This window comes from Pantoea sp. C2G6, assembly GCF_051336815.1.
In the GTDB taxonomy this organism is placed as follows: Bacteria; Pseudomonadota; Gammaproteobacteria; order Enterobacterales; family Enterobacteriaceae; genus Pantoea.
Genome location: NZ_JBGMNJ010000017.1, coordinates 18,089 through 42,193 on the forward strand (window position 1 = coordinate 18,089; position 24,105 = coordinate 42,193).

The following is a 24,105-nucleotide window of genomic DNA, read 5'->3' on the forward strand; positions in this document are numbered from 1 at the left end:
GCAGGAGATGAGTTCAACACCTAAAGTGACCGCCATGCAGGTGATCCCGGTTGCCGGCTACGACAGTATGCTGCTGAATCTCAGCGGCGCCCACTCACCGTTTTTCACCCGCAATATTGTGATTATCAAAGACAACGCCGGCCATACCGGCGTGGGCGAGATTCCGGGCGGCGAAAAAATTCGCCAGACGCTGGAAGATGCCGCCTCGCTGGTGACGGGCAAAACCATTGGTGAGTACAAAAATATTCTCAGCCTGGTGCGCAGCACCTTCGCCGACCGTGATGCGGGCGGACGCGGCACCCAGACCTTTGATTTGCGCACCACCATTCATGTGGTGACCGGCATTGAAGCGGCGCTGCTCGATCTGCTCGGTCAGCATCTTGGTGTCAACGTCGCTTCACTGCTGGGCGACGGGCAGCAGCGCGATCGCGTGGAGATGCTCGGCTACCTGTTCTACATCGGCGATCGCAATAAAACTTCGCTCCCCTATCAGCAGCAGCAGAGCGATCCCTGCGACTGGTATCGTCTGCGCCATGAAGAGGCGCTCACTCCCGATGCGGTGGTGCGTCTGGCGGAAGCGGCCTATGAGAAATATGGCTTCAACGACTTCAAACTGAAAGGCGGCGTGCTGCGCGGTGGTGAAGAGGCTGAGGCCGTCACGGCGCTGGCGAAGCGCTTCCCTGAGGCGCGCATCACCCTCGATCCCAACGGCGCCTGGTCGCTGAATGAAGCGATCATGCTCGGCAAACAGCTGAAAGATGTGCTGGCCTACGCGGAAGATCCTTGCGGGGCCGAGCAGGGCTACTCAGGTCGCGAAGTGATGGCGGAGTTCCGCCGCGCCACCGGGATGCCCACCGCCACCAACATGATCGCCACCGACTGGCGGCAGATGGGTCACACCCTGTCGTTACAGTCAGTGGACATTCCACTGGCCGATCCGCACTTCTGGACCATGCAGGGTTCGGTGCGGGTGGCGCAGATGTGTCACGACTTCGGCCTGACCTGGGGTTCGCACTCCAATAACCACTTCGACATTTCGCTGGCGATGTTTACCCACGTCGCCGCCGCTGCGCCGGGCGCAATCACCGCCATCGATACGCACTGGATCTGGCAGGAGGGCAATCAGCGCCTGACCAAAGAGCCGTTCCAGATCAAAGGCGGCATGGTGCAGGTGCCGCAGAAGCCGGGTCTTGGCGTGGAGCTGGATATGGACCAGGTAATGCAGGCGAATGCGCTCTATCAGAAACAGGGCCTGGGTGCGCGTAACGACGCCGAGGCGATGCAATTTTTAGTACCGGGATGGACCTTCGACAATAAACGTCCGTGCCTGGTACGTTAACTTTTCTGGCTCCCGCTGCGGAGCCATCGTCACAGGAGTAGAACCATGAGTAATGCAGCCTGGCCGAATGGATTTCGTCGTCGCTTACTGGCGGGCGACACCCTGATTGGCAGCTGGTGTGCGCTGGCCAGCCCAATCTCCACTGAAATTCTGGGACTGGCCGGTTTTGACTGGCTGGTGCTGGATGGGGAACACGCGCCCAACGACATCACAACTTTTGTGCCGCAGCTGATGGCGCTGAAAGGCAGCCACAGCGCGCCGGTGGTGCGTCCGCCCTGCAATGAGCCGGTGATCATTAAGCGTCTGCTGGACATCGGGTTCTACAACTTCCTGGTGCCGTTTGTCGAAACTGAAGAGGAAGCGCGGCGGGCTGTGGCCTCAACCCGCTATCCGCCCGCCGGGATCCGCGGCGTGTCGGTGTCGCACCGCAGCAACCTGTACGGCACCCTGCCGGAGTACAACAGCACCATCAATGACAACATCACAGTGCTGGTGCAGATCGAAACTCAGCAGGCGGTCGACAATATCGACGCTATCGTGGCCGTTGACGGCGTTGATGGCATCTTTGTCGGACCGGGCGATCTCTCGGCGGCGCTGGGCTACCTCGGTCAGCCCGCGCATCCCGACGTGCTGAAAGTGATTAAACACATTTTTGAACGTGCCAAAGCCGCCGGTAAGCCGAGCGGCATTCTGGCACCGGTGGAAGCGGATGCGCGTCGCTATCTGGAGTGGGGTGCCACCTTTGTCGCGGTCGGCAGCGATCTCGGTGTATTCCGTAACGCCACGCAGGCGTTATGCGACAAATTTAAGCGCTAATTAATTGAGGGGAAACGTAATGAAAATTGGATTTATCGGCCTGGGCATTATGGGCAAACCAATGAGTAAAAATCTGGTGAAAGCCGGTTATTCGCTGGTGGTGCGCGATCACAACGCAGAAACTGAAGCGGAACTGGCGGAGCTGGGCGCGACCGTGGCGAAATCGCCGAAAGAGGTGGCTGAGCAGTGCGACGTGGTGATTACCATGGTGCCCAATTCGCCGCAGGTTATCGACGTTTGCCTGGGCGAAAATGGCGTTATCGAAGGGGCGAAGCCGGGGCTGATTGTGATCGACATGAGTTCGATTGCGCCGCTGGCCAGCCGCGAAGTGCACGATGCGCTGGCGAAAAAAGGGATCAAAATGCTGGATGCGCCGGTCAGTGGCGGCGAACCCAAAGCGATCGAAGGCACGCTCTCAGTAATGGTGGGTGGCGACAAAGCGGTATTTGATCACTGCTACGACATCATGAAAGCGATGGCGGGCTCGGTGGTGCATACCGGCGACATCGGCGCGGGCAACGTCACCAAACTGGCGAACCAGGTGATTGTGGCGCTGAATATCGCAGCCATGTCGGAAGCGCTCTCTCTGGCGACCAAAGCGGGCGTCAGTCCCGATTTAGTTTATCAGGCAATTCGCGGCGGCCTGGCGGGCAGCACGGTGCTGGATGCCAAAGCGCCGATGGTGATGGACCGCAATTTCAAGCCCGGTTTCCGTATTGACCTGCATATCAAAGATCTGGCGAACGCGCTGGATACGTCGCACAGCCTGGGTGCGCATCTGCCGCTGACGGCGGCGGTGATGGAGATGATGCAGGCGCTGCGTAACGACGGACAGGGCTCTGCCGACCACAGCGCACTGGCCTGCTATTATGAGAAGTTAGCGAAGGTTGAAATCGCCCGCTAAAAGCCGGAGCCGGTCTCTGCGGAGGCCGGACCGGTTTCAGAGCATTTCAATTACTCAACTGCGCTCGGATTGCCTATGAAAATCGTAATCGCACCGGATTCATATAAAGAGAGTTTATCCGCCCTGGATGTGGCATCGGCGATTGAAGCGGGATTCCGTGACATTTTCCCCGATGCGCACTACGTGAAGATACCGGTCGCCGACGGTGGCGAAGGCACGGTAGAAGCGATGGTCGCGGCGACGAAAGGAAAGATCGTCAGGCTGAAGGTGACCGGGCCGCTGGGCTCGCCGGTTGATGCCTTTTATGGTCTGTCGGGAGATGAGCGTACCGCCTATATCGAAATGGCGGCGGCCAGCGGGCTGGAGCGGGTGCCTGCGGCGCAGCGCGACCCGCTGGTGACCACCTCCTATGGCACCGGGGAGCTGATCAGGAATGCGCTGGATAAAGGCGTCGGGCATATCATTATTGGCATCGGCGGCAGCGCCACCAATGATGGCGGCGCCGGGATGGTGCAGGCGTTGGGTGCCCGGCTGCTGGACGCCGCAGGCAACGAGATTGGTTATGGCGGTGGCGCGCTCACCGACCTCGCCACAATTGATATTGCGGCGCTGGATAGCCGTATTCATCAGTGCCGCATTGAGGTGGCCTGTGATGTCACCAATCCGCTGACCGGCAAAGAGGGTGCCTCGGCGATTTTTGGCCCACAAAAAGGGGCGACCCCGGCGCTGGTCGAGCAGCTCGATCAGGCGCTGGCGCACTACGCGGCGATTATCCGCCGCGACCTCGATATGGATGTGTTAACCCTCTCCGGCGGCGGTGCGGCGGGCGGTATGGGTGCCGCGCTGCATGCGTTTTGTCAGGCGGAACTGCGGCGCGGCATTGAGATTGTGACGGAAGCGCTGGGGCTGGCTGAAGAGGTAAAAGATGCCGATCTGGTGATTACCGGGGAAGGGCGCATCGACAGCCAGAGCATTAATGGCAAGGTGCCGATCGGGGTCGCCAGCGTGGCAAAGCGCTTTAATAAACCGGTCATCGGCATTGCGGGCAGTCTGACGGCCGATGTCGGTGTCGTGCATCAGCACGGTATTGATGCGGTGTTCAGCGTGCTCTATAGCATCTGCTCGCTGGAGGAGGCGCTGGCCAGCGCCGGAAAGAATGTCGAAATGACCGCGCGAAACGTGGCCGCCACGCTGAAGCTGGGCGGGTTTAAATAGCTGAGGGCCAGCCAGCGCTGGCTCTCTTTATCAGGCGGTGCTGCGCCCTGATCTCACCGCCATTGATCCTGCGGGCGGCTTAGCCGCCCTCTAACAGTCGCCGGGCTTCTCTGGCGACGTTCTCCATCTCATCCTGTAACTCCAGCAGTTCCGGTTCCAGTGCGGCAATATCGCTGGCCTGATGCAGCTCTCGCTCCAGCTGATGACAGAGCTGCTTCATGCGCGGTACGCCGCTGTAGCTGGCGCTGCCGTGCAGCTTATGGATGATCTCCCGCAGGGCGTTGACCTCGTTGGTGGACATAAACTGCGCCATCTTCGCGTGCACTTCCGGTAAAAACTCCAGCAGCATCCGCAGCAGATCCCGTGCCAGGTCGGGCTTATTGGCCGCCTGACGCAGCGCCAGCTGCCAGTCGAGCGTCGGCAGGATCTGCGGCAGTTCCGGCACCGCCACCACCGGCGGTGGCGTATAGCGCGCCAGCAGCTGGCTTAACTTGCTCTCATCAATAGGCTTGGCGAGGTAGTCGTTCATGCCCGCTTTGATCAGATGCTCGCGCTCACCGTCAATCGCATGGGCGGTCACCGCCACAATCGGCGTGTTGGCGTGGTTTGGCAGGCGACGGATAATTTCGCTGGCGCGAATACCATCGATCTCCGGCATCTGAATATCCATCAGGATCACATCCAGTGACTGCTGGCGCGCTTCGCGGATGGCGTGTTCAGCGCTGTTGCACAGCAGGATATGCTGCACCTGCTCCTCCAGTAAGGCACCAATCAGCTTGAGGTTGGCCGGGTTGTCATCCACCGCCATCACGGTCAGCGGCAGACGGGGTGAGACCGGCAGTTCGCTGATCTGACGGGTATGGAGATCCAGCAGCATCGGCAGTAAGCGCGTCAGGGAGATCGGCTTAGCGATACAGCCGTCAATTCCCCGCACCTTCAGCTCATCAGACAGCAGCATCATCGGGCTCGGCAGCGCCATCAGCACATTGTCCGCCCGCTCCAGCAGCGCGTTAATCAGGGAGGCATCCAGTAATTCAGGCTGGCTGATGGTAACCGGCATCGCCATCAGCAGCAGCGGATAGTGGCGCTCTTTTAATCCCTCCAGCGTTTCGCTGTAGTCGATCTGCAACGGGGTGGCGCTTAACATCTCCAGCGCGGCGCGGGCAACGGTGGCATCCGCTTCGACATAGGCGATGCGCGCATGGGAGAGCGCGTCAAGCACGCGCGGCATGCCGGGCGCGTTAGGATTGAGATCGAGCTGCACGCGGATCACAAAGGTGGAGCCGCGATCGGGCTGGCTGCTGAAGCTGATTTCGCCGCCCATCTCGCGCACCAGCTTCTGGGTGATCACCAGCCCCAGCCCGGTGCCACCGTGGCGGCGGGAGATGCTGGCGTCAGCCTGACGGAACGCCTGAAACAGCTGCGTCTGCTGCTGTTCAGAGATGCCTATGCCGCTATCCTCCACCTGGATCTCCAGCTCCACCCGCGACTGGGTGATCACCCGCTGACCAACCCGCAGGCCGATATGCCCCTGCTCGGTGAATTTAATGGCGTTACCAATCAGGTTGATCAGAATCTGTTGCAGGCGCAGCGCATCGCCAATCACGTTGTCCGGCACGCTGCTGTCACACACCACCGTCAGCTCCAGCCCTTTGTCGTGGGCCGAGGGGGCCAGCAGCACCAGCGTCTCATCCAGCGTGGCGCGCAGCGGGAAGGGGATCGCCTCCAGCATCAGCTTGCCCGCTTCCAGTTTCGAGAAGTCGAGCACATCATTGATGATGCTGAGCAGGTTATTGGCGGAACGCTCAATGGTCTGCATGTAGTCGCGCTGGGTGGTGCGCAGCTGGGTTTTCAGCATCTGGCGGGTAAAGCCCAGCACGCCATTAAGCGGCGTCCGCAGCTCATGGGACATATTGGCCAGAAACTCCGACTTGATACGCGCCGCTTCCTGGGCGCGTTTCTTCGCCAGATCCAGCTCGACGTTCTGAATCTCCAGCTGCTCCAGCGTCTCCCGCAGATCGTAGGTCGCCTGATCGATGTTGTGCTGCATCTCTTCGTGATAGGCGGTCAGCGACATCGCCATCGCGTTGATGCCGTTTTTCAGAATGCTGAGTTCCCCCAGCATATAGCCCTCGACCCGGCTGTCGAGCTGGCCGCGCCGGATGCGGTCGACGGTGGTGACCATATTGCGGATCGGGCCGGTGACATCGCGCATCAGGCGGTAGGCAAACAGCATCGCCAGACAGAGGCAGAACAGCAGCATCAGCGTGGCGACAAACACCTCTTTATACTGTTGCAGCCGCACCGATTGCAGATCCAGTTCAATCGCCACATAGCCGAGCGGATTGCCGGCGGGCTTGGCATCGTCACCGGGCACCTCATCTGCGTCGTAGCGTTCGGCGGTGATTGGGGTGCGCAGGATCAGAATGCTGCCATGCCGCTCCATCGAAACGTCGTCGGACAGGGCGCGAATATCCTGCTGTTCCGGCAGGCTGAGGTTCTGCTTGTGGTTGGAGGTGACATAGAGCTGGTTCTGATTGTCAAACACCGAGATCGCCCGCACGATGCCGGAGTGGCGGCGGTGCAGCAGGCTGACCAGTTCACGCATCCGGTCGCGGTTATGCCAGGTCATGCTGTATTCGCTGGAGATCGCCAGCGGTTCGATGATATTCGCCCCCGCATCGATCACCTGACGTTGCAGTTCGTTATAGCGATGTATCACAAAAAATGAGCTGAGCAGCAGGCCCACCATCAGCGTGGGGGCCAGTATTAAAATCATCATTCGCGCCCGCAGGCTGTATTTGGTCATAATAGTCGCCTGGCTACTCCGGCATTAACGTCCCTGTGCATTCTGTCGGCAAATCGGTGCACATCGTTTTCAGTAAAGAGAATTATCACACTATGGCGCAATTTTACGCTGCAAAACAGCGCGTGACGAGGCAACAACGGCTGACAGTCACCATTGAAGAGCTTGATCCCTTTGGTCAGGGCGTGGCGCGTCACAAGGGCAAAACCCTGTTTGTCACCGGTGCGCTGCCGGGTGAAGAGGCGGAAATCACGCTGACAGAGGATAAACGTCATTTTGCCCGGGCGAAAGTGACACGGCTGCTCAGCCATAGTCCGGCGCGCGTGACGCCGCGCTGCCCGCACTACACGCGCTGCGGCGGCTGCCAGCAGCAGCATGTGGCTGAGCCGCTGCAACAGCAGAGCAAAGCCCAGGCGCTGAGCCGGATGCTGAGTCAGGCCGCCGGCCAGCCGGTGGCGGTGGATGAAGTGATCGCCGGTCAGCCCTGGGGCTATCGCCGCCGCGCCCGGCTCGGTCTGCAATGGCACAACAGATCGCAGCGGTTGCTGATGGGATTTCGTCAGGAAGCGAGCAACGATCTGGTCGATATTCAGCAGTGCCCCATTCTGGTGCCCGAACTGGAGGCATTGCTGCTGCCGCTGCACCACTGCCTGAGTGGGTTACAGGCTGTCAGGCGTCTCGGCCATGTGGAGCTGGTGCTGGCGGACAATGGCCCGCTGATGGTGCTGCGCCATCTTGATGCGTTATCAGCGGACGATCGTGAAAAACTGGAACAGTTTTCGCATAAGCATCAGCTCATGCTGTTACTGGATGAGGGCACGGGATCGTTAACACCGGTCACGGCGGCGACGCCGTTTTACCAATCTCATCAACTTAAGCTAACCTTCAGCCCACAGGACTTTATTCAGGTTAACGATGCGGTTAACCAGCAGATGGTGGCGCAGGCGATAGCCTGGCTCGATCTGCAACCGGAAGACCGGGTACTGGACCTGTTTTGCGGCATGGGAAACTTCACATTACCTGTAGGATTATTCGTACAAAATGTGGTTGGTGTGGAGGGGGTAGCAGCATTAGTGCGGCAGGCAGCGTATAATGCTGATTTGAATAATCTTAAAAATGTCAGCTTTTTCCAGCATAATCTGGAGGAAGATGTGTCGGGCCAGCCGTGGGCGGCACAGGGGTTTAACAAGGTATTACTCGATCCGGCGCGCGCCGGGGCGGCGGGTGTGATGGCGCATGTGGTTAAACTTGCACCGCACCGCGTCGTCTATGTGTCGTGTAATCCAGCCACACTCGCGCGCGACAGCCAGACATTGCTGTCAGCGGGCTACCAATTGGAAAGGGTCGCGATGCTGGATATGTTTCCTCATACCCGTCATCTCGAATCCATGGTGCTGTTCAGAAAAACATAAGCGATGGGCTACGTCGTGGTGCAGGAGAGATTATGGTTGCGGTCAGAAGTGCGCATTTAAATACTGAGGGGGATTTCGCCCTCGACCAGTGGATCGCCAGTCTCGGTATTGCTAACCCGCAATCATGTCAACGTGTCGCCGATACCTGGCGCTACTGTGAAGCGCAAACTCAGGGCCACCCTGAACAATCGTTGCTGCTGTGGCGCGGCATTGAGATGGTCGAAATCCTCTCGATGCTCAGCATGGATATTGAGAGTTTGTGCGCGGCGCTGATTTTCCCGCTGGCGAACGATGAAGTCGTCAGTGAAGAGGAGCTGGAAACCGCGGTCGGCAAAGGGATCGTCTCGCTGGTGCATGGCGTGCGCGACATGGACGCCATCCGCCAGCTGAAAGCGATCCACAACGACTCCATGGCCTCGGAGCAGGTGGATAATGTCCGCCGGATGCTGCTGGCGATGGTGGAAGATTTCCGCTGCGTGGTGCTGAAGCTGGCTGAACGCATCATGAACCTGCGCGAAATGAAAGACGCGCCGGAAGATGAGCGGGTACTGGCCGCCAAAGAGAGCACCAATATTTACGCGCCGCTGGCTAACCGGCTTGGCATTGGTCAGCTCAAATGGGAGCTGGAAGATTACTGCTTCCGCTACCTCCATCCCGACGAATATAAGCGCATCGCCAAATTGCTGCATGAGCGGCGCATCGACCGTGAGCAGTATATCGACAACTTCGTCAGCAACCTGCGCAAAGAGATGGCCAAAGAGGGCGTGCGTGCCGAAGTCTATGGGCGGCCGAAACATATCTACAGCATCTGGCGCAAGATGCAGAAGAAGTCGCTGGCCTTTGATGAGCTGTTTGACGTGCGGGCGGTGCGTATCGTCGCCGACCGTCTACAGGATTGTTATGGCGCGCTGGGCACAGTGCATACCCTATACCGCCATCTGCCCAGCGAGTTTGATGACTATGTCGCCAACCCTAAACCCAACGGCTATCAGTCCATCCACACGGTGGTGCTGGGGCCGCAGGGTAAAACGGTGGAGATCCAGATCCGTACCCGCCAGATGCATGAAGATGCCGAGCTGGGCGTAGCGGCGCACTGGAAATATAAAGAGGGCCCCACCGCGGGCAGCGCGCGCGGTGCCGCCGGTCATGAAGAGCGCATCGCCTGGCTGCGTAAGCTGATCAGCTGGCAGGAAGAGATGGCGGACTCCGGCGAATTGCTGGAGGAGGTGCGTAGCCAGGTGTTTGACGATCGGGTCTACGTCTTTACGCCGAAAGGCGACGTGGTCGATCTGCCCGCCGGTTCGACGCCGCTCGACTTTGCTTACCATATCCATAGCGACATCGGCCACCGCTGCATCGGCGCGAAAATTGGTGGCCGCATCGTGCCGTTCACCTACCAGTTGCAGATGGGAGACCAGGTTGAGGTGATCACCCAGAAGCAGCCGAACCCGAGCCGCGACTGGCTCAATCCGAATCTCGGCTATATCACCACCAGCCGCGGCCGCTCGAAGATCCACAACTGGTTCCGTAAGCAGGATCGCGACAAGAACATTATCGCGGGCCGCCAGATTCTGGATAACGAACTGAATCAGCTGGACATCAGCCTGCGTGAAGCGGAAAAACTGCTGCTGCCGCGCTACAACGTCACCTCGCTGGAGGAGCTGCTGGCGGCGATTGGCGGCGGCGATATTCGCCTTAACCAGATGGTCAATTTCCTTCAGGCGAAGCTGAACAAGCCGAGCGCCGAAGAGGAAGATCGTGAAGCGCTGCGTCAGCTGACCCAGAAATCTTACACGCCGCCGTCGCGCAAAGAGAGCGGCCGGGTGGTGGTGGAAGGCGTGGGCAACCTGATGCATCACATCGCCCGCTGCTGCCAGCCGATTCCGGGCGACGATATTGTTGGCTTTATCACCCAGGGGCGCGGCATCTCGATTCACCGCGCCGACTGTGACCAGCTGGCTGAACTGATTTCGCACGCGCCGGAACGGATCGTCGATGCGGTGTGGGGCGAGAGCTACTCCAGCGGTTACTCGCTGGTGGTGCGCGTCACCGCCAACGATCGCAGCGGCTTACTGCGCGACATCACCACCATTCTCGCCAACGAGAAGGTCAATGTGCTGGGCGTCTCAAGCCGCAGTGACACCAAAAAGCAGCTGGCGACCATCGATATGGATATTGAGATCTACAACCATCAGGTGCTGGGTCGCGTACTGGCGCGGCTGAATCAGGTCTCTGATATTATTGACGCCCGCCGCCTGCACTAGTCATCATGCAGGCAGTCATGCAACTGACAGGGATGCGGTTGCGCGGAGAGTCTCTCTGGTCGTCCTGCCGGGCACCATTTATGGCGCCGGCAGGGCGCGCATCGCTTTTCGTGCCCGCGTCCTGTCTCCTGAATTCCAAACGCAAAGGACCCTCCTGAATGAACGCTATTGAGCGCCTGCTGGGCATAATGAAAACGCTGCGCGATCCGCAACACGGCTGTCCGTGGGATCGCGAGCAGACCTTCGCCACCATCGCGCCCTATACGCTGGAAGAGACCTATGAAGTGCTGGACGCCATTCAGCGCGAAGATTTTGACGATCTGCGCGGCGAACTGGGCGACCTGCTGTTTCAGGTGGTGTTTTACGCGCAGATGGCCAGCGAGCAGGATCGCTTTAACTTTGAGGATATTTGCCACGCCATCAGCGACAAGCTGGAGCGCCGTCATCCCCATATTTTTGGCGACGCCACCGCGGAAACCAGCAGCGAGGTGCTGAAAAACTGGGAGGCGATAAAAAGCGCTGAGCGGGCCGATAAGGCGCAGCATTCGGCGCTGGATGACATTCCCCGCGCACTGCCGGCGCTGATGCGCGCCCACAAGATCCAGAAGCGTTGTCACAACGTCGGCTTCGACTGGACCACGCTGGGGCCGGTGGTGGCGAAAGTGCATGAAGAGATCGATGAAGTGATGCACGAAGCGCAGCAGAGCGTGGTGGACGAGGAGAAGCTGGAAGAGGAGATTGGCGATCTGCTGTTCGCCACGGTGAACCTGTCGCGTCATCTTGGCAGCAAAGCGGAAACCGCACTGCAAAAGGCGAATGACAAGTTCGAGCGCCGCTTCCGTCAGGTTGAAGCGATCATCGCCGCGCAGGGGCTGAGCATGCCAGGCGCCACGCTGGAGCAGATGGAAGCGGCCTGGCAGCAGGTCAAATCGGGCGAGAAGTGCTGATTATTCCAGCGCTGCGCATAAAGTCGTCGCTTGCGCTTACACGATTCAGCGCGGCGACAACTTTGTGACGCACATCAACATTTCATTCACGGCTATCCGCTATGTTAGTCGCGGCAATGCGTTGGAGGATGGCAATGATTCATCAATTGTGGCTGATAGCGGTTTCCAGTATACTGTTTTCCCGTCCTGGTTATTCCACCGTCTTTAAACCTAAACTCTCAGGTTCAGCATGACAACGAATTATATTTTTGTGACCGGCGGGGTCGTATCCTCTCTGGGTAAAGGCATTGCCGCCGCCTCCCTCGCAGCCATTCTCGAAGCCCGTGGTCTGAACGTGACCATCATGAAGCTGGACCCGTATATCAACGTCGATCCGGGCACCATGAGCCCGACGCAGCACGGTGAAGTTTTCGTCACTGACGATGGGGCCGAAACCGATCTCGATTTGGGTCACTATGAGCGCTTCATCCGCACCAAAATGTCGCGTCGTAACAACTTCACCACTGGCCGTATCTACTCAGAAGTGCTGCGCAAAGAGCGCCGCGGCGACTATCTGGGCGCCACCATTCAGGTTATCCCGCACATCACCAACGCCATCAAAGAGCGCATTATTGAAGGCGGTGAAGGTCATGATGTGGTGCTGGTCGAAATCGGCGGCACGGTAGGGGATATTGAATCACTGCCGTTCCTGGAAGCGATTCGCCAGATGGCCGTGGATGTGGGTCGCGAACACACCATGTATATGCACCTGACGCTGGTGCCTTACATGGCCGCTGCCGGTGAAGTGAAAACCAAACCGACTCAGCACTCGGTGAAAGAGCTGCTGTCGATTGGTATCCAGCCAGACGTGCTGATTTGCCGTTCTGACCGTGCCGTACCGGCCAACGAACGCGCCAAGATCGCCCTGTTCTGTAACGTGCCGGAAAAAGCGGTTATCTCGCTGAAGGACGTTGATTCCATCTACAAGATCCCAGGCATGCTGAAATCGCAGGGCCTGGATGACTATATCTGCAAGCGTTTCAATCTGAACGCCCCGGAAGCCAATCTGGCCGAGTGGGAGCAGGTGATTTATCAGGAAGCTAATCCAGGCGGTGAGATCACCATCGGGATGGTGGGCAAGTATGTTGAATTACCGGATGCCTATAAGTCGGTGATTGAGGCGCTGAAGCACGGTGGCCTGAAAAACCGTGTGACTGTGAATATCAAGCTGATCGATTCGCAGGATGTGGAATCCCGCGGTGTCGAATTACTGAAAGATCTGGATGCGATTCTGATCCCAGGCGGTTTCGGTTACCGTGGTGTTGAAGGCAAGCTGATGACGGCGCAGTACGCCCGTGAAAACAACGTGCCTTATCTCGGTATCTGTCTGGGTATGCAGGTGGCGCTGATGGAGTTTGCCCGCCACGTCGCGGGGATGGCGGACGCCAACTCCACGGAATTTGTGCCAGACTGTAAATACCCGGTGGTGGCGTTAATCACCGAATGGCGTGACGAAAATGGCAACGTTGAAGTACGCAGCGAGCAGAGCGATCTGGGCGGCACCATGCGCCTCGGCAGCCAGCAGTGTCAGCTGACCCCAGGCAGCCTGGTTCACCAGCTGTATGGCAGTGACACCATCGTTGAACGCCATCGTCACCGCTATGAAGTAAACAATATGCTGTTAAAGCAGATTGAAGCAGCCGGTCTGCGCGTAGCAGGTCGCTCTGGTGATGATCAACTGGTTGAGATTATCGAGCTGCCGAACCATCCGTGGTTTGTGGCCTGCCAGTTCCACCCTGAGTTTACCTCGACCCCACGCGATGGCCATCCGCTGTTTGCCGGCTTTGTTAAAGCCGCGCAGGAGCATCAGAAGCGTTTAGCGAAGTAAGTTTCTCAAGCAGCGCGCGAACTTTTCGCGCGTTGTTTGTCTTAGGATTGACTAACTTGTACTGAGGAAAATCGTAATGTCCAAAATCGTAAAAGTCATCGGTCGCGAAATTATCGACTCACGTGGTAACCCGACTGTTGAAGCTGAAGTGCATCTGGAAGGCGGTTTCGTGGGTCTGGCTGCCGCGCCATCAGGTGCCTCTACCGGTTCACGCGAAGCGCTGGAACTGCGTGACGGTGACAAATCACGTTTCCTGGGCAAAGGCGTAACTAAAGCCGTTGCTGCGGTAAACGGTCCGATTGCTGAAGCGGTAAAAGGCAAAGACGCGAAAGATCAGGCGAACATCGATAAAATCATGATCGACCTGGACGGTACTGAGAACAAATCTAAATTCGGTGCTAACGCCATTCTGGCGGTTTCACTGGCGGCGGCGAAAGCGGCTGCGGCCTCTAAAGGTCAGCCACTGTATGAGCACATCGCTGAACTGAACGGCACCCCAGGCAAATACTCTATGCCACTGCCAATGATGAACATCATCAACGGTGGCGAGCATGCCGACAACAACGTCGACATCCAGGAGTTCATGATCCAGCCAGTTGGCGCTTCAAGCGTGAAAGAAGCGATCCGCATGGGTTCTGAAGTATTCCACAACCTGGCGAAAGTGCTGAAAAGCAAAGGCATGAACACCGCTGTTGGTGACGAAGGTGGCTATGCGCCAAACCTGGGTTCTAACGCCGAAGCACTGGCTGTTATCGCGGAAGCGGTAAAAGCAGCAGGTTACGAGCTGGGCAAAGACATCACCCTGGCGATGGACTGTGCGGCCTCTGAGTTCTACAAAGATGGCAAATACGTTCTGGCCGGTGAAGGTGGTAAAGCGTTCACTTCTGAAGAGTTCACCCACTTCCTGGAAGATCTGACTAAGCAGTATCCGATCGTTTCTATCGAAGATGGCCTGGACGAATCTGACTGGGATGGCTTCGCTTACCAGACCAAAGTGCTGGGCGACAAAATCCAGCTGGTGGGTGACGACCTGTTCGTGACCAACACCAAGATCCTGAAAGAAGGTATCGATAAAGGTATCGCTAACTCCATTCTGATCAAATTCAACCAGATCGGTTCTCTGACCGAAACTCTGGCAGCGATCAAAATGGCGAAAGACGCGGGCTACACTGCCGTGATCTCTCACCGTTCAGGCGAAACCGAAGATGCGACCATCGCTGACCTGGCGGTAGGTACCGCAGCGGGCCAGATCAAAACCGGTTCAATGAGCCGTTCTGACCGTGTTGCTAAGTACAACCAGCTGATCCGTATCGAAGAAGCGCTGGGTTCAAAAGCGCCATTCAACGGTCTGAAAGAAGTTAAAGGTCAGTAATGACCGCGCGTTGATGTCGCGCTAAGTGACATCACCGGCTTCTGAAGCCCCGCCTTGTGCGGGGCTTTTTGTTGGTAAACGGTGCTGCTTTGTTGGTGGGGCCGTGCCGCCGCGGATGGCAAGGCCCGATCGCAAAGACGCAAAAGCGGCATCCCTGCCAGCCCGGCCCGCGCGATTACGCACCTCATCCCTGAGGTGCGCCCGTTAACGGGCCAACGCTTTGCGTTGTTCAAAAATTTTGTCCCTTGCGCGGCTTTGGCTGTTACCGGCCAGGGTTTAGCGGGGGCAAAAGGCACAACACGAGGTTGAGCTGCGCGATAAATCTGCCATAATCAGCGCCCTGTTTTTTTCTAGCGAGTCCGTAATGCAATACCCGATTAACGAAATGTTCCAGACGCTCCAGGGCGAAGGTTATTACACCGGCGTGCCTGCCATCTTCATCCGTTTACAGGGGTGTCCGGTGGGCTGTAGCTGGTGCGATACCAAACACACCTGGGAAAAGCGGGCAGATCGGGAGACGTCGCTGGGCGATATTTTGATCAAGACGGTGGAGAGTGACGCCTGGGGCGATGCCGACGCATCGACTCTGCTTCACGCCATTGAGCAGCAGGGCTGGACCGCGCGTCATGTGGTGATCACCGGCGGTGAACCGGCGATTTACGATCTGCGTCCGCTAACCACCATGCTGGAGCAGCAGGGTTTTCAGTGCCAGATTGAGACCAGCGGCACCCATGAGATTCGCTGTTCCGAACAGACCTGGGTGACGGTTTCGCCGAAGGTTAATATGCGTGGCGGCTACGATGTGCTGCCGCAGGCGCTGAACCGGGCAGATGAGATCAAGCATCCGGTCGCTCGCCAGCGTGATGTGGAGGCGCTGGATCAGCTGCTGGCTGGCATTAATGACAGCAAATCGCGCATCATCGCGCTACAGCCGATTAGCCGTAAAGATGACGCGACCCGGCTCTGCATTGAGACCTGCATTGCCCGTAACTGGCGTCTGTCGATGCAGACCCATAAGTATCTGAATATCGCCTGATGCGCAGCGGCAGCACGTCCGCCAGCAGAGAGAAGGGTGTCGGATCGAGGGATTCGATCCGACAGCGTTAGCCGCGGTAAACGCAGCCGGCAGTGCAGGTTTCTTTGATCATCACCGCGCTTAACAGCGGCAGCTTCGGCTTCATCTGCTCCCAGATCCACTTTGCCAGCACTTCGCTGGTGGGATTTTCCAGGCCAGGAATATCATTCAGATAGTAGTGGTCAAGCCGATCGTAAACCGGCTTAAAGGCCGCTTTCAGTTCAGCAAAATCCATGACCCAACCGGTATGCGCATCCACTTCGCCGGTAATTTCCAGACGCACCAGAAACGAATGACCGTGCAGGCGGCCGCATTTGTGTCCGGCCGGCACATGAGGAAGATGGTGCGCGGCTTCGAACTGGAACTCTTTAAACAAGGTGGTAGACATAGTGGTTCTCAGACATTAAAAAACCGCTGGATTCTACCTGATAACCGCTTTTTTCGCACCCGTTCAGCACCGGGCGCGCCTTTTGTCTCCCGCCAGCCTGCCGGGTAACAGCTAATTAACTGATATATCGCCGCTTTGCTTACCACTTTTGTCGATTAACCCTACCTGAAAAACCATTTAGTCATTTTGGTTATTTGATATGTCGAAGGTGTATTTAATCGTTAATATACAGACCGGTAACCTACGTACTCTTCCGCCACTTTACGGTCCGGACTTCTGATACTGGAATTTTTAACGCGATGACGACTCAGGCCCCAGGTTCAATGCTTCCGCTCTCCCCGGAGCAACTCGCTCGCTTACAGGCGGCGACGACAGATTATTCCCCGACTCAACTGGCGTGGCTGTCAGGTTATTTCTGGGGCAGGGTAGAACAGACGCCGGGTAGCGCCGTGGCCACTGCGCCAGCGCCGGTCGCCGCCGAAGCGCCCGCTATTACGCTGCTCTCTGCGTCACAGACCGGCAACGCCCGCCGTCTGGCCGAGCAGCTGCGCGATGATCTGCTGGCCGCGAAGCTGAACGTCAACCTGGTGAATGCCGGGGATTACAAGTTCAAACAGATCGGTCAGGAGAAAATGCTGGTGGTGGTCACCTCCACCCAGGGCGAAGGCGAACCGCCGGAAGAGGCTGTCGCGCTGCATAAATTTCTGATGTCGAAAAAAGCGCCGAAAATGGCCGGTGCCGCCTTTGCGGTCTTTGGTCTCGGCGACACCTCTTATGAATTCTTCAGCCAGGCGGGTAAAGATTTTGATAACCGGCTGGCCGAGCTGGGCGCTGAGCGGCTGCTGGATCGCGTCGATGCCGACGTAGAGTATGCCGAGCAGGCCACCGCCTGGCGCAGCGCGCTGACAGAGATTTTAAAGCAGCGCGTTCCGGCTGAATCGCCGGCGCAGGCCGCTGCCACGGCAGCCGGTAGCGTTAATGAAGTCACCACCAGTCCCTATACTAAAGAATCACCGCTCAGCGCCGCGCTGTCAGTGAATCAGAAAATTACCGGGCGTGATTCCGACAAAGATGTGCGCCATATCGAAATCGATCTCGGTGACTCCGGTCTGCGCTATCAGCCCGGCGATGCGCTGGGCGTCTGGTATGAAAACGACGCGGCGCTGGTCAGCGAACTGCTGGAGCTGGTCTGGCTGAAGGGCGACGAGCCGGTAGAGATTCAGGGTACCACCCTGCCGCTGGCCGAAGCGCTGCAAAAACATTTTGAGCTGATGGTCAATACGGCGCAGATTGTCGCGAACTACGCCCAGCTGTCGCGCGACGCGGAGCTGCTGTCGCTGGTGGATGATAAAGCCCGGCTGCAACAGTATGCGCAGCGCTATCCGATTGTCGACATGATCCGTCTGGCACCGGCGGAGCTGAGCGCAGAGCAGCTGGCTGGCCTGCTGCGTCCGCTGACGCCGCGCCTCTACTCCATCGCCTCCTCGCAGGCGGAAACCGATACTGAAGTGCATATTACCGTTGGTGCAGTACGCTTTGATATTGAAGGTCGTCAGCGCGGCGGCGGGGCTTCGACCTGGCTGGCCGATCGCATCGAAGAAGAGGGGGAAGTGCGGGTGTTTATCGAGCATAACGATAACTTCCGCCTGCCCGCCAATCCTGACGCGCCGGTGATTATGATTGGACCGGGCACCGGCATCGCGCCGTTCCGCGCCTTTATGCAGCAGCGCGATAACGACGGTGCCAGCGGCAAAAACTGGCTGTTCTTCGGCAATCCGCATTTCACCGACGATTTTCTCTATCAGGTGGAGTGGCAGAAATATGTCAAAGATGGCCTGCTGACCCATATCGATCTCGCCTGGTCACGCGATCAGGCTGAGAAGATTTACGTACAGGATAAGATCCGCGCCAGAGGGGCGGAAGTGTGGCGCTGGATCGAAGAGGGCGCGCATCTGTATGTCTGTGGCGACGCCAATCGGATGGCGAAAGACGTCGAGCAGGCTTTGCTCGATGTGGTGGTCGAACACGGCGGAATGGATCGTGAAGCGGCCGACGAATTTTTAAGTGAGCTGCGCATTGAGCGCCGTTATCAGCGAGACGTTTACTAATGAGTGACAAACACCCTGGACCGCTGGTTGTTGAAGGCAAATTAACGGACGCTGAGCGTCTGAAGAAGCAGAGCAACTATCTGCGCGGCACCATCAAAGAAGATCTGGAAGAGGGTCTGACCGGCGGCTTTACCGGCGACAACTTCCTGCTGATCCGTTTCCACGGCATGTACCAGCAGGACGATCGCGACATCCGTGCCGAACGTGCGGAGCAGAAGCTGGAGCCGCGCCACGCCATGATGCTGCGCTGCCGACTGCCGGGCGGCATCATTACGCCGACCCAGTGGCTGGCCATCGACAAATTTGCCACCGACAAAACTATTTATGGCAGCATCCGTCTGACTAACCGTCAGACCTTCCAGTTTCACGGCATTCTGAAAAAGAACGTGAAGCCGACGCACCAGATGCTGCACGAAGTGGGGCTGGACGCGCTGGCGACCGCCAACGATGTGAACCGTAACGTACTCTGTACCTCCAACCCGGTGGAGTCCGAACTGCATCAGGAAGCCTACGAGTGGGCGAAGAAACTCTCTGAGCATCTGCTGCCACGCACCCGCGCCTATGCGGAGATCTGGTGGGATCAGGAGAAAGTGGCGACCACTGACGAAGAGCCGATCCTCGGTGAGACCTATCTGCCGCGTAAGTTTAAAACTACCGTGGTGATCCCGCCGCATAACGATGTGGATCTGCACGCCAACGACCTGAACTTCATCGCGGTGGCTGAGCACGGCAAGCTGGTGGGCTTTAACCTGCTGGTGGGCGGCGGGCTGTCGATTGAGCATGGCAACAAGGCGACCTACGCGCGCACCGCCAGCGAATTTGGTTACTTCCCGGTTGAGAAGATCCTCGACGTGGCCGAGGCGGTGGTGACGACCCAGCGCGACTGGGGGAACCGTACCGATCGTAAAAACGCCAAAACCAAGTACACCCTGGAGCGCGTTGGCGTCGAGACCTTTAAAGCGGAAGTTGAAAAACGTGCAGGCGTGACGTTTGCGCCGATCCGCCCCTATGAGTTCACCACCCGTGGCGATCGTATTGGCTGGATCAAGGGCATCGACAATAAATGGCACCTGACGCTGTTTATCGAGAATGGTCGCCTGCTCGACTATCCGGGCCGACCGCTGAAAAGCGGCATCGCCGAAATTGCCAAAATCCACCAGGGCGATTTCCGCCTGACCGCCAATCAGAACCTGATTGTGGCGGGCGTGCCGGAGAGCGAGAAAGCACAGATTGAAGCGATTGCCCGCGCACATGGTCTGATGGATCAGGTTACGCCACAGCGTGAAAACTCGATGGCCTGCGTCGCCTTCCCGACCTGTCCGCTGGCGATGGCGGAAGCCGAGCGCTTCCTGCCCGCGTTCGTGACCAAAGTAGAGGGCATCATGCACGCGCATGGCGTCGGCGATGAGCACATAGTGTTACGTGTAACCGGTTGTCCTAACGGCTGTGGCCGTGCCATGCTGGCTGAGCTGGGTCTGGTGGGCAAAGCGCCAGGCCGCTACAACCTGCACCTGGGCGGAAACCGCATCGGCACACGCATTCCGCGCATGTATCGTGAAAACATTACCGAAAGCGAAATCCTCTCCACCATTGATGAGCTGGTGGGACGCTGGGCCACCGAGCGCCAGGCCGCAGAAGGCTTTGGTGACTTCACCATCCGCGCAGGCATTGTTGCGCCGGTGCTGGACCCGGCACGCGACTTTTGGGAGGAGGCAAAATGAGTCATCCTGACCTCGCAGCACTGAATGAGATGTCCAAAGTCCAGCGCGCGATGGCGCTGGCGGCGACCAACGCGCAGCTGGAGAAGTCTTCGGCGGAAGAGCGGGTCAGCTGGGCGCTGGAGAATCTGCCGGGTGCCTATGTACTCTCCTCCAGCTTCGGCATTCAGGCCGCGGTGTCATTGCATCTGGTGACACGTCAGCAGCCCGATATTCCGGTGATCCTGACCGATACCGGCTATCTCTTCCCGGAGACCTATCGTTTTATTGATGAGCTGGCGGACCAGCTCAATCTCAACCTCAAGGTGTTTCGCGCCGAAACCTCACCGGCCTGGCAGGAAGCGCGCTATGGCAAACTGTGGGAGCAGGGCGTCGAGGGGATTGAGAAGTACAATGAGATTAATAAAGTCGAGCCGATGAATCGCGCCATCGAAAGTCTGGGCGCGCAGACCTGGTTTGCCGGTTTGCGCCGCGACCAGTCCGGCAGCCGGGCGAATCTGCCGGTGCTGGGCGTGCAGCGTGGTGTGTTTAAGCTGCTGCCGATTATCGACTGGGATAACCGCCAGATTCATCAGTACCTGGAACAGCATAAGCTGAAGTACCATCCGCTGTGGGATGAAGGCTATCTTTCGGTGGGCGATACGCACACCACCCGCAAGTGGGAGCCGGGTATGGCAGAAGAAGAGACCCGCTTCTTCGGTCTCAAGCGCGAGTGTGGTCTGCACGAAGGTTAAGTGTCAGATCCGACCGCTCTGCCAGCCAGCGGGCAGAGCGGTCCAGGCTAGATCCCTTTTAACTCTGCAAACCTTTCTGCTGCACGGGTGACATCCACTTTCGTCACCTCATAGTGCGCCACGGCGACAAAAGGGTCCTCCGCCAGCAGCGCATCCAGCCGTTCCCGTTCCATCTCCCTGACCAGTAATATCCCGCCGGTGCGCGGATCTTTTCGTCCTGCGGCAATAAAAAAATCTGCCGCGAAATAGCGATCCAGCCAGGCGATATGGGCGGGCAGCAGCGCTTCCACCTCTGCTATCGGCCGGAAATAGTCGAGAGAAACAATATACATACTCAATCCTTATACGCGGGGGTTGGTCAGTTCGCTGAGCAGCGGCAGCAGCACGCTGACACAGTCGCGGGTTCGCTGCGTGATCTGGCCGGGCAGCCAGCGGTCAAGATAGCTCAGATTATCCCGGTCAGTCTGATGGCGGGTGGTGCCCTCTGGAAAGTGGCGGCTGCGATGACGCTGCGGTTCGCCCTCTTTGCTGCCCGGCGTCCCGCTGCTGGCGGTGACATCCAGCAGCGGAAAACCGGCGCTGTCGAATGCGTTAAGCCCTTTGGGGTTCTGACGATGCGTGGCAGCGGCGATCCCGAGCTGGCGAGCCAGTGACAGGGCGCGATCGCGGGTCTGCTTACGCACCGGCAGCGGCGTATTTACGCCGCTGTCAAAATAGAGGCGTTCGCCGGTGATCAAGCTGTTCAGGTCGACGACCAGCAGGGTGTTCTGCTTCTCACGCTGGCTCATCCGCTCAACGTAGTCTTCCATGCCGTGCAGCGCGCTCTCGCCGGCGCTCAGCGCCACAAAGCGCACGCCGTAGTGCAGCGGTTTCCGGCTCAGCTGCTGCGCCAGTTCCAGCATCACCCCCAGCCCGGAGGCGTTATCATCAACGCCCTGCAAGCGCAGACCGCCGAGGTTGCGATGGGACTCGCTGCTGTTCTGCGGCGTCCAGGTATCCAGATGCGCGACGATCAGGATCTCCTGCGGCACGCTGCCCGCCTGCGCCGCAATCACTGAGGTGGCCGTTAGCTTGTGCCAGCGTAACGAGCCATCCTCTTCCTGCCAGTGATAGCCGGTGTTGAACTGGCGGGTATTGGTCTTAAAACCGAGCGCGCTGAATTGCTGTCGCAGATAATCAGCCGCCATCAGTTCCGCCGGACTGCCGCTCATCCGGCCAGGGTAATAGGTGGCGATATGCCGGATCTGCTGCTCGGCGAAATGGCCAGGCGGGCTGGCGAGTGCCAGCGGGGAAATGAGTGCGCCAGTCAGAACTGTCGCGACCCTCAGCCAGAGGGGACCAAACATAGTGCATCCTTTTTCTATATTATCCGGGGCCGATCAGCGTGCGGCTCCGGGCCAGTCATGCCGGGCGCATTATAGCCTTTTTGCCCTGGTGAACGCTGCGCAGAATCAGGGATTCGCCGCGCTCGCCGGGCGCTTCAGCGAGAGACTGGCCTGGAGCGGGCAGTTATCTGCTTTTGCTGCCTGAGCGGTGTTGATTAATATGTGAGCCTGCTCACGAAAAAGCCATTAAAATTCATCTGTTAAGATCAAATTGTTCTGTGCTTTGCGGTCCCGTTATTCCATTCGGTAACTACTCATTCCAATTCGTCATTTCAACTGGATAAACTCCGGGACGTATAGTCGCGTTAATACAAAGTTAAAACATCAGGGTTAACGTGGACTATTTGCCTCTTTTTGCCGATCTCTCTGGCCGCCCGGTTCTGGTTGTCGGCGGTGGAGATATTGCTGCGCGAAAAATTGAACTGCTGCGCCGCGCGCGCGCGCGGGTTCAGATCGCATCGCGTGAACTCTGTCCTGAACTCCAGGCGCTGCTGGATGAACAGCAGCTGGAGTGGCTGGCGACCGAATTTGACCCGGCCCAGCTGGATGGCGTCTTTCTGGTGATTGCCGCCACCGACGATAACCTGCTTAACGCGCAGGTGTTCGAAGCCGCTAACGCGCGGCAGAAGCTGGTGAACGTGGTCGATGACCAGCCCAAATGTACCTTTATCTTCCCCTCTATCGTTGACCGCTCACCGCTGGTGGTGGCGATCTCCTCCAGCGGCACCGCTCCGGTGCTGGCGCGGATGCTGCGCGAAAAAATTGAAACGCTGCTGCCTGCCAGCCTCGGTCAGATGGCGGAGGTCGCCGGGCAATGGCGCGATAAAGTCAAACAGCGCTTCAGCCGGATGTCAGATCGCCGACGTTTCTGGGAGCGGGCTTTTAACGGCCTGTTCGCCAGCCAGATGTCAGCCGGAAACGTTGATGAGGCGAAACGGACTCTGGATCGCGAACTGCTGGAGGAGCCGACCCGTCAGGGCGAGATTACGCTGGTGGGGGCCGGTCCGGGCGACAGCGGTCTGCTGACGCTGCGGGGGCTTCAGGTGATGCAGTTGGCGGACGTGGTGCTCTACGACCATCTGGTGAGCGACGAGGTGCTGGATCTGGTGCGTCGCGACGCCGACCGCATCTGCGTCGGCAAACGGGCGGGCGCGCATTCGGTGCCGCAGGATGAGATCAATCAGATGCTGGTAACGCTGGCGCTCAAGGGGAAACGGGTAGTGCGCCTTAAAGGTGGCGATCCCTTTATCTTTGGTCGCGGCGGTGAAGAGCTACAGGCGGCGCAGCAGGCGGGCATTCCGTTTCAGGTGGTGCCGGGCGTTACCGCCGCCGCTGGCGCTACCGCCTATGCCGGGATCCCGCTGACCCATCGCGATTATGCCCAGAGCGTCATGTTTATAACCGGTCACTGCCGCCCCGATGGTGATGACATCGACTGGCCCTCACTGGCGCGCGCACGGCAGACGCTGGCGATCTATATGGGCACCGTCAAGGCGGCCGCCATCAGCGAAGCGCTGATTCAGCACGGTCGCGCGCCGTCAACGCCGGTGGCGGTAATCAGTCGTGGCACCCGTCAGGATCAGCAGGTGCTGACCGGCACCTTAGAACAACTGGAGGCGCTGGCCGCCTCTGCGCCCACTCCGGCACTGCTGGTGATTGGAGAAGTGGTCAATTTGCACGGGCAACTCGCCTGGTTTCAACATTCAGCACAGCAGGGGACTCGTGAGTCCGCCGTTGTCAATCTGGCTTGAGGGA

18 protein-coding genes are annotated in these 24,105 nt (G+C 58.4%); 14 read left to right on the forward strand and 4 right to left on the reverse strand.

The window, feature by feature from the left end; translation table 11 throughout:
* Positions 1–7: 7 nt before the first annotated feature.
* From gudD to ACCW71_RS18175, 4 genes are all read left to right on the forward strand, one after another.
* A complete protein-coding gene (gene gudD / locus ACCW71_RS18160; protein WP_436373801.1) occupies positions 8–1,339 on the forward strand; it encodes a glucarate dehydratase in 1,332 nt (443 codons plus the stop codon).
* A gap of 45 nt (positions 1,340–1,384) precedes the next feature.
* Entirely contained in the window at positions 1,385–2,155 is a 771-nt protein-coding gene (garL, locus tag ACCW71_RS18165) for a 2-dehydro-3-deoxyglucarate aldolase (protein WP_436373803.1), read from the forward strand.
* 19 nt (positions 2,156–2,174) lie between these two features.
* Positions 2,175–3,059, forward strand: coding sequence for a 2-hydroxy-3-oxopropionate reductase (gene garR / locus ACCW71_RS18170; RefSeq protein ID WP_436373805.1), 885 nt, complete (start codon positions 2,175–2,177; stop codon positions 3,057–3,059).
* A gap of 75 nt (positions 3,060–3,134) precedes the next feature.
* Entirely contained in the window at positions 3,135–4,274 is a 1,140-nt protein-coding gene (locus ACCW71_RS18175) for a glycerate kinase (RefSeq protein ID WP_436373807.1), read from the forward strand.
* A gap of 79 nt (positions 4,275–4,353) precedes the next feature.
* On the opposite strand, the gene barA is transcribed toward ACCW71_RS18175, so the two are convergent.
* A complete protein-coding gene (gene barA / locus ACCW71_RS18180; protein ID WP_436373809.1) occupies positions 4,354–7,083 on the reverse strand; it encodes a two-component sensor histidine kinase BarA in 2,730 nt (909 codons plus the stop codon).
* A 92-nt stretch (positions 7,084–7,175) separates the two neighbouring features.
* On the opposite strand from barA, the gene rlmD reads away from it, so the two are divergent.
* The 6 genes from rlmD (at position 7,176) to queE (ending at position 15,978) form a co-directional block, all read left to right on the forward strand.
* Positions 7,176–8,492, forward strand: a complete 1,317-nt coding sequence (gene rlmD / locus ACCW71_RS18185; protein ID WP_436373811.1) for a 23S rRNA (uracil(1939)-C(5))-methyltransferase RlmD — start codon at positions 7,176–7,178, stop codon at positions 8,490–8,492.
* A gap of 32 nt (positions 8,493–8,524) precedes the next feature.
* Positions 8,525–10,756: a GTP diphosphokinase gene (gene relA / locus ACCW71_RS18190; protein ID WP_436373813.1), complete on the forward strand. Its 2,232-nt coding sequence runs from the start codon at positions 8,525–8,527 to the stop codon at positions 10,754–10,756.
* A gap of 158 nt (positions 10,757–10,914) precedes the next feature.
* Positions 10,915–11,703 (forward strand): nucleoside triphosphate pyrophosphohydrolase, encoded by a 789-nt coding sequence (gene mazG / locus ACCW71_RS18195; protein WP_436373815.1) that lies wholly within the window; start codon positions 10,915–10,917, stop codon positions 11,701–11,703.
* Positions 11,704–11,932: 229 nt separating this feature from the next.
* On the forward strand, positions 11,933–13,570 hold the full coding sequence (gene pyrG / locus ACCW71_RS18200) for a glutamine hydrolyzing CTP synthase (RefSeq protein ID WP_436373817.1): 1,638 nt from the start codon (positions 11,933–11,935) through the stop codon (positions 13,568–13,570).
* A gap of 76 nt (positions 13,571–13,646) precedes the next feature.
* The gene (eno, locus tag ACCW71_RS18205) at positions 13,647–14,942 is read left to right on the forward strand and encodes a phosphopyruvate hydratase (protein ID WP_436373819.1); all 1,296 of its coding nucleotides are present in this window, start codon (positions 13,647–13,649) and stop codon (positions 14,940–14,942) included.
* A gap of 364 nt (positions 14,943–15,306) precedes the next feature.
* Entirely contained in the window at positions 15,307–15,978 is a 672-nt protein-coding gene (gene queE, locus ACCW71_RS18210) for a 7-carboxy-7-deazaguanine synthase QueE (RefSeq protein ID WP_436373821.1), read from the forward strand.
* Between the two features lie 67 nt (positions 15,979–16,045).
* Here the strand turns inward: queE and queD are convergent, their stop codons facing one another.
* Complete coding sequence (gene queD / locus ACCW71_RS18215; RefSeq protein ID WP_436373823.1) at positions 16,046–16,405, reverse strand: 6-carboxytetrahydropterin synthase QueD; 360 nt, start codon at positions 16,403–16,405, stop codon at positions 16,046–16,048.
* 299 nt (positions 16,406–16,704) lie between these two features.
* Here queD and cysJ point away from each other — a divergent pair, with 299 nt between their 5' ends.
* Genes cysJ through ACCW71_RS18230 form a run of 3 tightly spaced genes read left to right on the forward strand, consistent with a single transcriptional unit; the run spans position 16,705 to position 20,965 of the window.
* The gene (gene cysJ / locus ACCW71_RS18220) at positions 16,705–18,513 is read left to right on the forward strand and encodes an NADPH-dependent assimilatory sulfite reductase flavoprotein subunit (RefSeq protein WP_436373825.1); all 1,809 of its coding nucleotides are present in this window, start codon (positions 16,705–16,707) and stop codon (positions 18,511–18,513) included.
* Complete coding sequence (gene cysI, locus ACCW71_RS18225) at positions 18,513–20,234, forward strand: assimilatory sulfite reductase (NADPH) hemoprotein subunit (protein ID WP_436373827.1); 1,722 nt, start codon at positions 18,513–18,515, stop codon at positions 20,232–20,234. The genes cysJ and cysI overlap by 1 nt, the downstream gene beginning before the upstream one ends.
* Positions 20,231–20,965: a phosphoadenylyl-sulfate reductase gene (locus tag ACCW71_RS18230; RefSeq protein WP_436373829.1), complete on the forward strand. Its 735-nt coding sequence runs from the start codon at positions 20,231–20,233 to the stop codon at positions 20,963–20,965. Before cysI ends, ACCW71_RS18230 begins: the two co-directional genes overlap by 4 nt.
* Positions 20,966–21,012: 47 nt before the next feature.
* Here ACCW71_RS18230 and ACCW71_RS18235 read toward each other — a convergent pair whose 3' ends face one another.
* Together ACCW71_RS18235 and ACCW71_RS18240 are read right to left on the reverse strand one after the other, a co-directional pair.
* Complete coding sequence (locus ACCW71_RS18235; RefSeq protein WP_436373831.1) at positions 21,013–21,297, reverse strand: YciI family protein; 285 nt, start codon at positions 21,295–21,297, stop codon at positions 21,013–21,015.
* A gap of 9 nt (positions 21,298–21,306) precedes the next feature.
* Positions 21,307–22,311 carry an aminopeptidase gene (locus ACCW71_RS18240; protein ID WP_436373833.1) on the reverse strand — a complete coding sequence of 335 codons (1,005 nt, stop codon included), beginning with the start codon at positions 22,309–22,311 and terminating at the stop codon, positions 21,307–21,309.
* A gap of 374 nt (positions 22,312–22,685) precedes the next feature.
* Between ACCW71_RS18240 and cysG the strand changes: the two genes are divergently transcribed.
* Positions 22,686–24,101: a siroheme synthase CysG gene (gene cysG, locus ACCW71_RS18245; RefSeq protein ID WP_436373835.1), complete on the forward strand. Its 1,416-nt coding sequence runs from the start codon at positions 22,686–22,688 to the stop codon at positions 24,099–24,101.
* The last annotated feature ends 4 nt before the right edge of the window (positions 24,102–24,105 follow it).

Coding starts and splice junctions, on each gene's coding strand:
- gudD (WP_436373801.1), top strand. CDS start 8: ATGAGTTCAACACCTAAAGTGACCGCCATGCAGGTGATCCCGGTTGCC.
- garL (WP_436373803.1), top strand. CDS start 1,385: ATGAGTAATGCAGCCTGGCCGAATGGATTTCGTCGTCGCTTACTGGCG.
- garR (WP_436373805.1), top strand. CDS start 2,175: ATGAAAATTGGATTTATCGGCCTGGGCATTATGGGCAAACCAATGAGT.
- ACCW71_RS18175 (WP_436373807.1), top strand. CDS start 3,135: ATGAAAATCGTAATCGCACCGGATTCATATAAAGAGAGTTTATCCGCC.
- barA (WP_436373809.1), bottom strand. CDS start 7,083: ATGACCAAATACAGCCTGCGGGCGCGAATGATGATTTTAATACTGGCC.
- rlmD (WP_436373811.1), top strand. CDS start 7,176: ATGGCGCAATTTTACGCTGCAAAACAGCGCGTGACGAGGCAACAACGG.
- relA (WP_436373813.1), top strand. CDS start 8,525: ATGGTTGCGGTCAGAAGTGCGCATTTAAATACTGAGGGGGATTTCGCC.
- mazG (WP_436373815.1), top strand. CDS start 10,915: ATGAACGCTATTGAGCGCCTGCTGGGCATAATGAAAACGCTGCGCGAT.
- pyrG (WP_436373817.1), top strand. CDS start 11,933: ATGACAACGAATTATATTTTTGTGACCGGCGGGGTCGTATCCTCTCTG.
- eno (WP_436373819.1), top strand. CDS start 13,647: ATGTCCAAAATCGTAAAAGTCATCGGTCGCGAAATTATCGACTCACGT.
- queE (WP_436373821.1), top strand. CDS start 15,307: ATGCAATACCCGATTAACGAAATGTTCCAGACGCTCCAGGGCGAAGGT.
- queD (WP_436373823.1), bottom strand. CDS start 16,405: ATGTCTACCACCTTGTTTAAAGAGTTCCAGTTCGAAGCCGCGCACCAT.
- cysJ (WP_436373825.1), top strand. CDS start 16,705: ATGACGACTCAGGCCCCAGGTTCAATGCTTCCGCTCTCCCCGGAGCAA.
- cysI (WP_436373827.1), top strand. CDS start 18,513: ATGAGTGACAAACACCCTGGACCGCTGGTTGTTGAAGGCAAATTAACG.
- ACCW71_RS18230 (WP_436373829.1), top strand. CDS start 20,231: ATGAGTCATCCTGACCTCGCAGCACTGAATGAGATGTCCAAAGTCCAG.
- ACCW71_RS18235 (WP_436373831.1), bottom strand. CDS start 21,297: ATGTATATTGTTTCTCTCGACTATTTCCGGCCGATAGCAGAGGTGGAA.
- ACCW71_RS18240 (WP_436373833.1), bottom strand. CDS start 22,311: ATGTTTGGTCCCCTCTGGCTGAGGGTCGCGACAGTTCTGACTGGCGCA.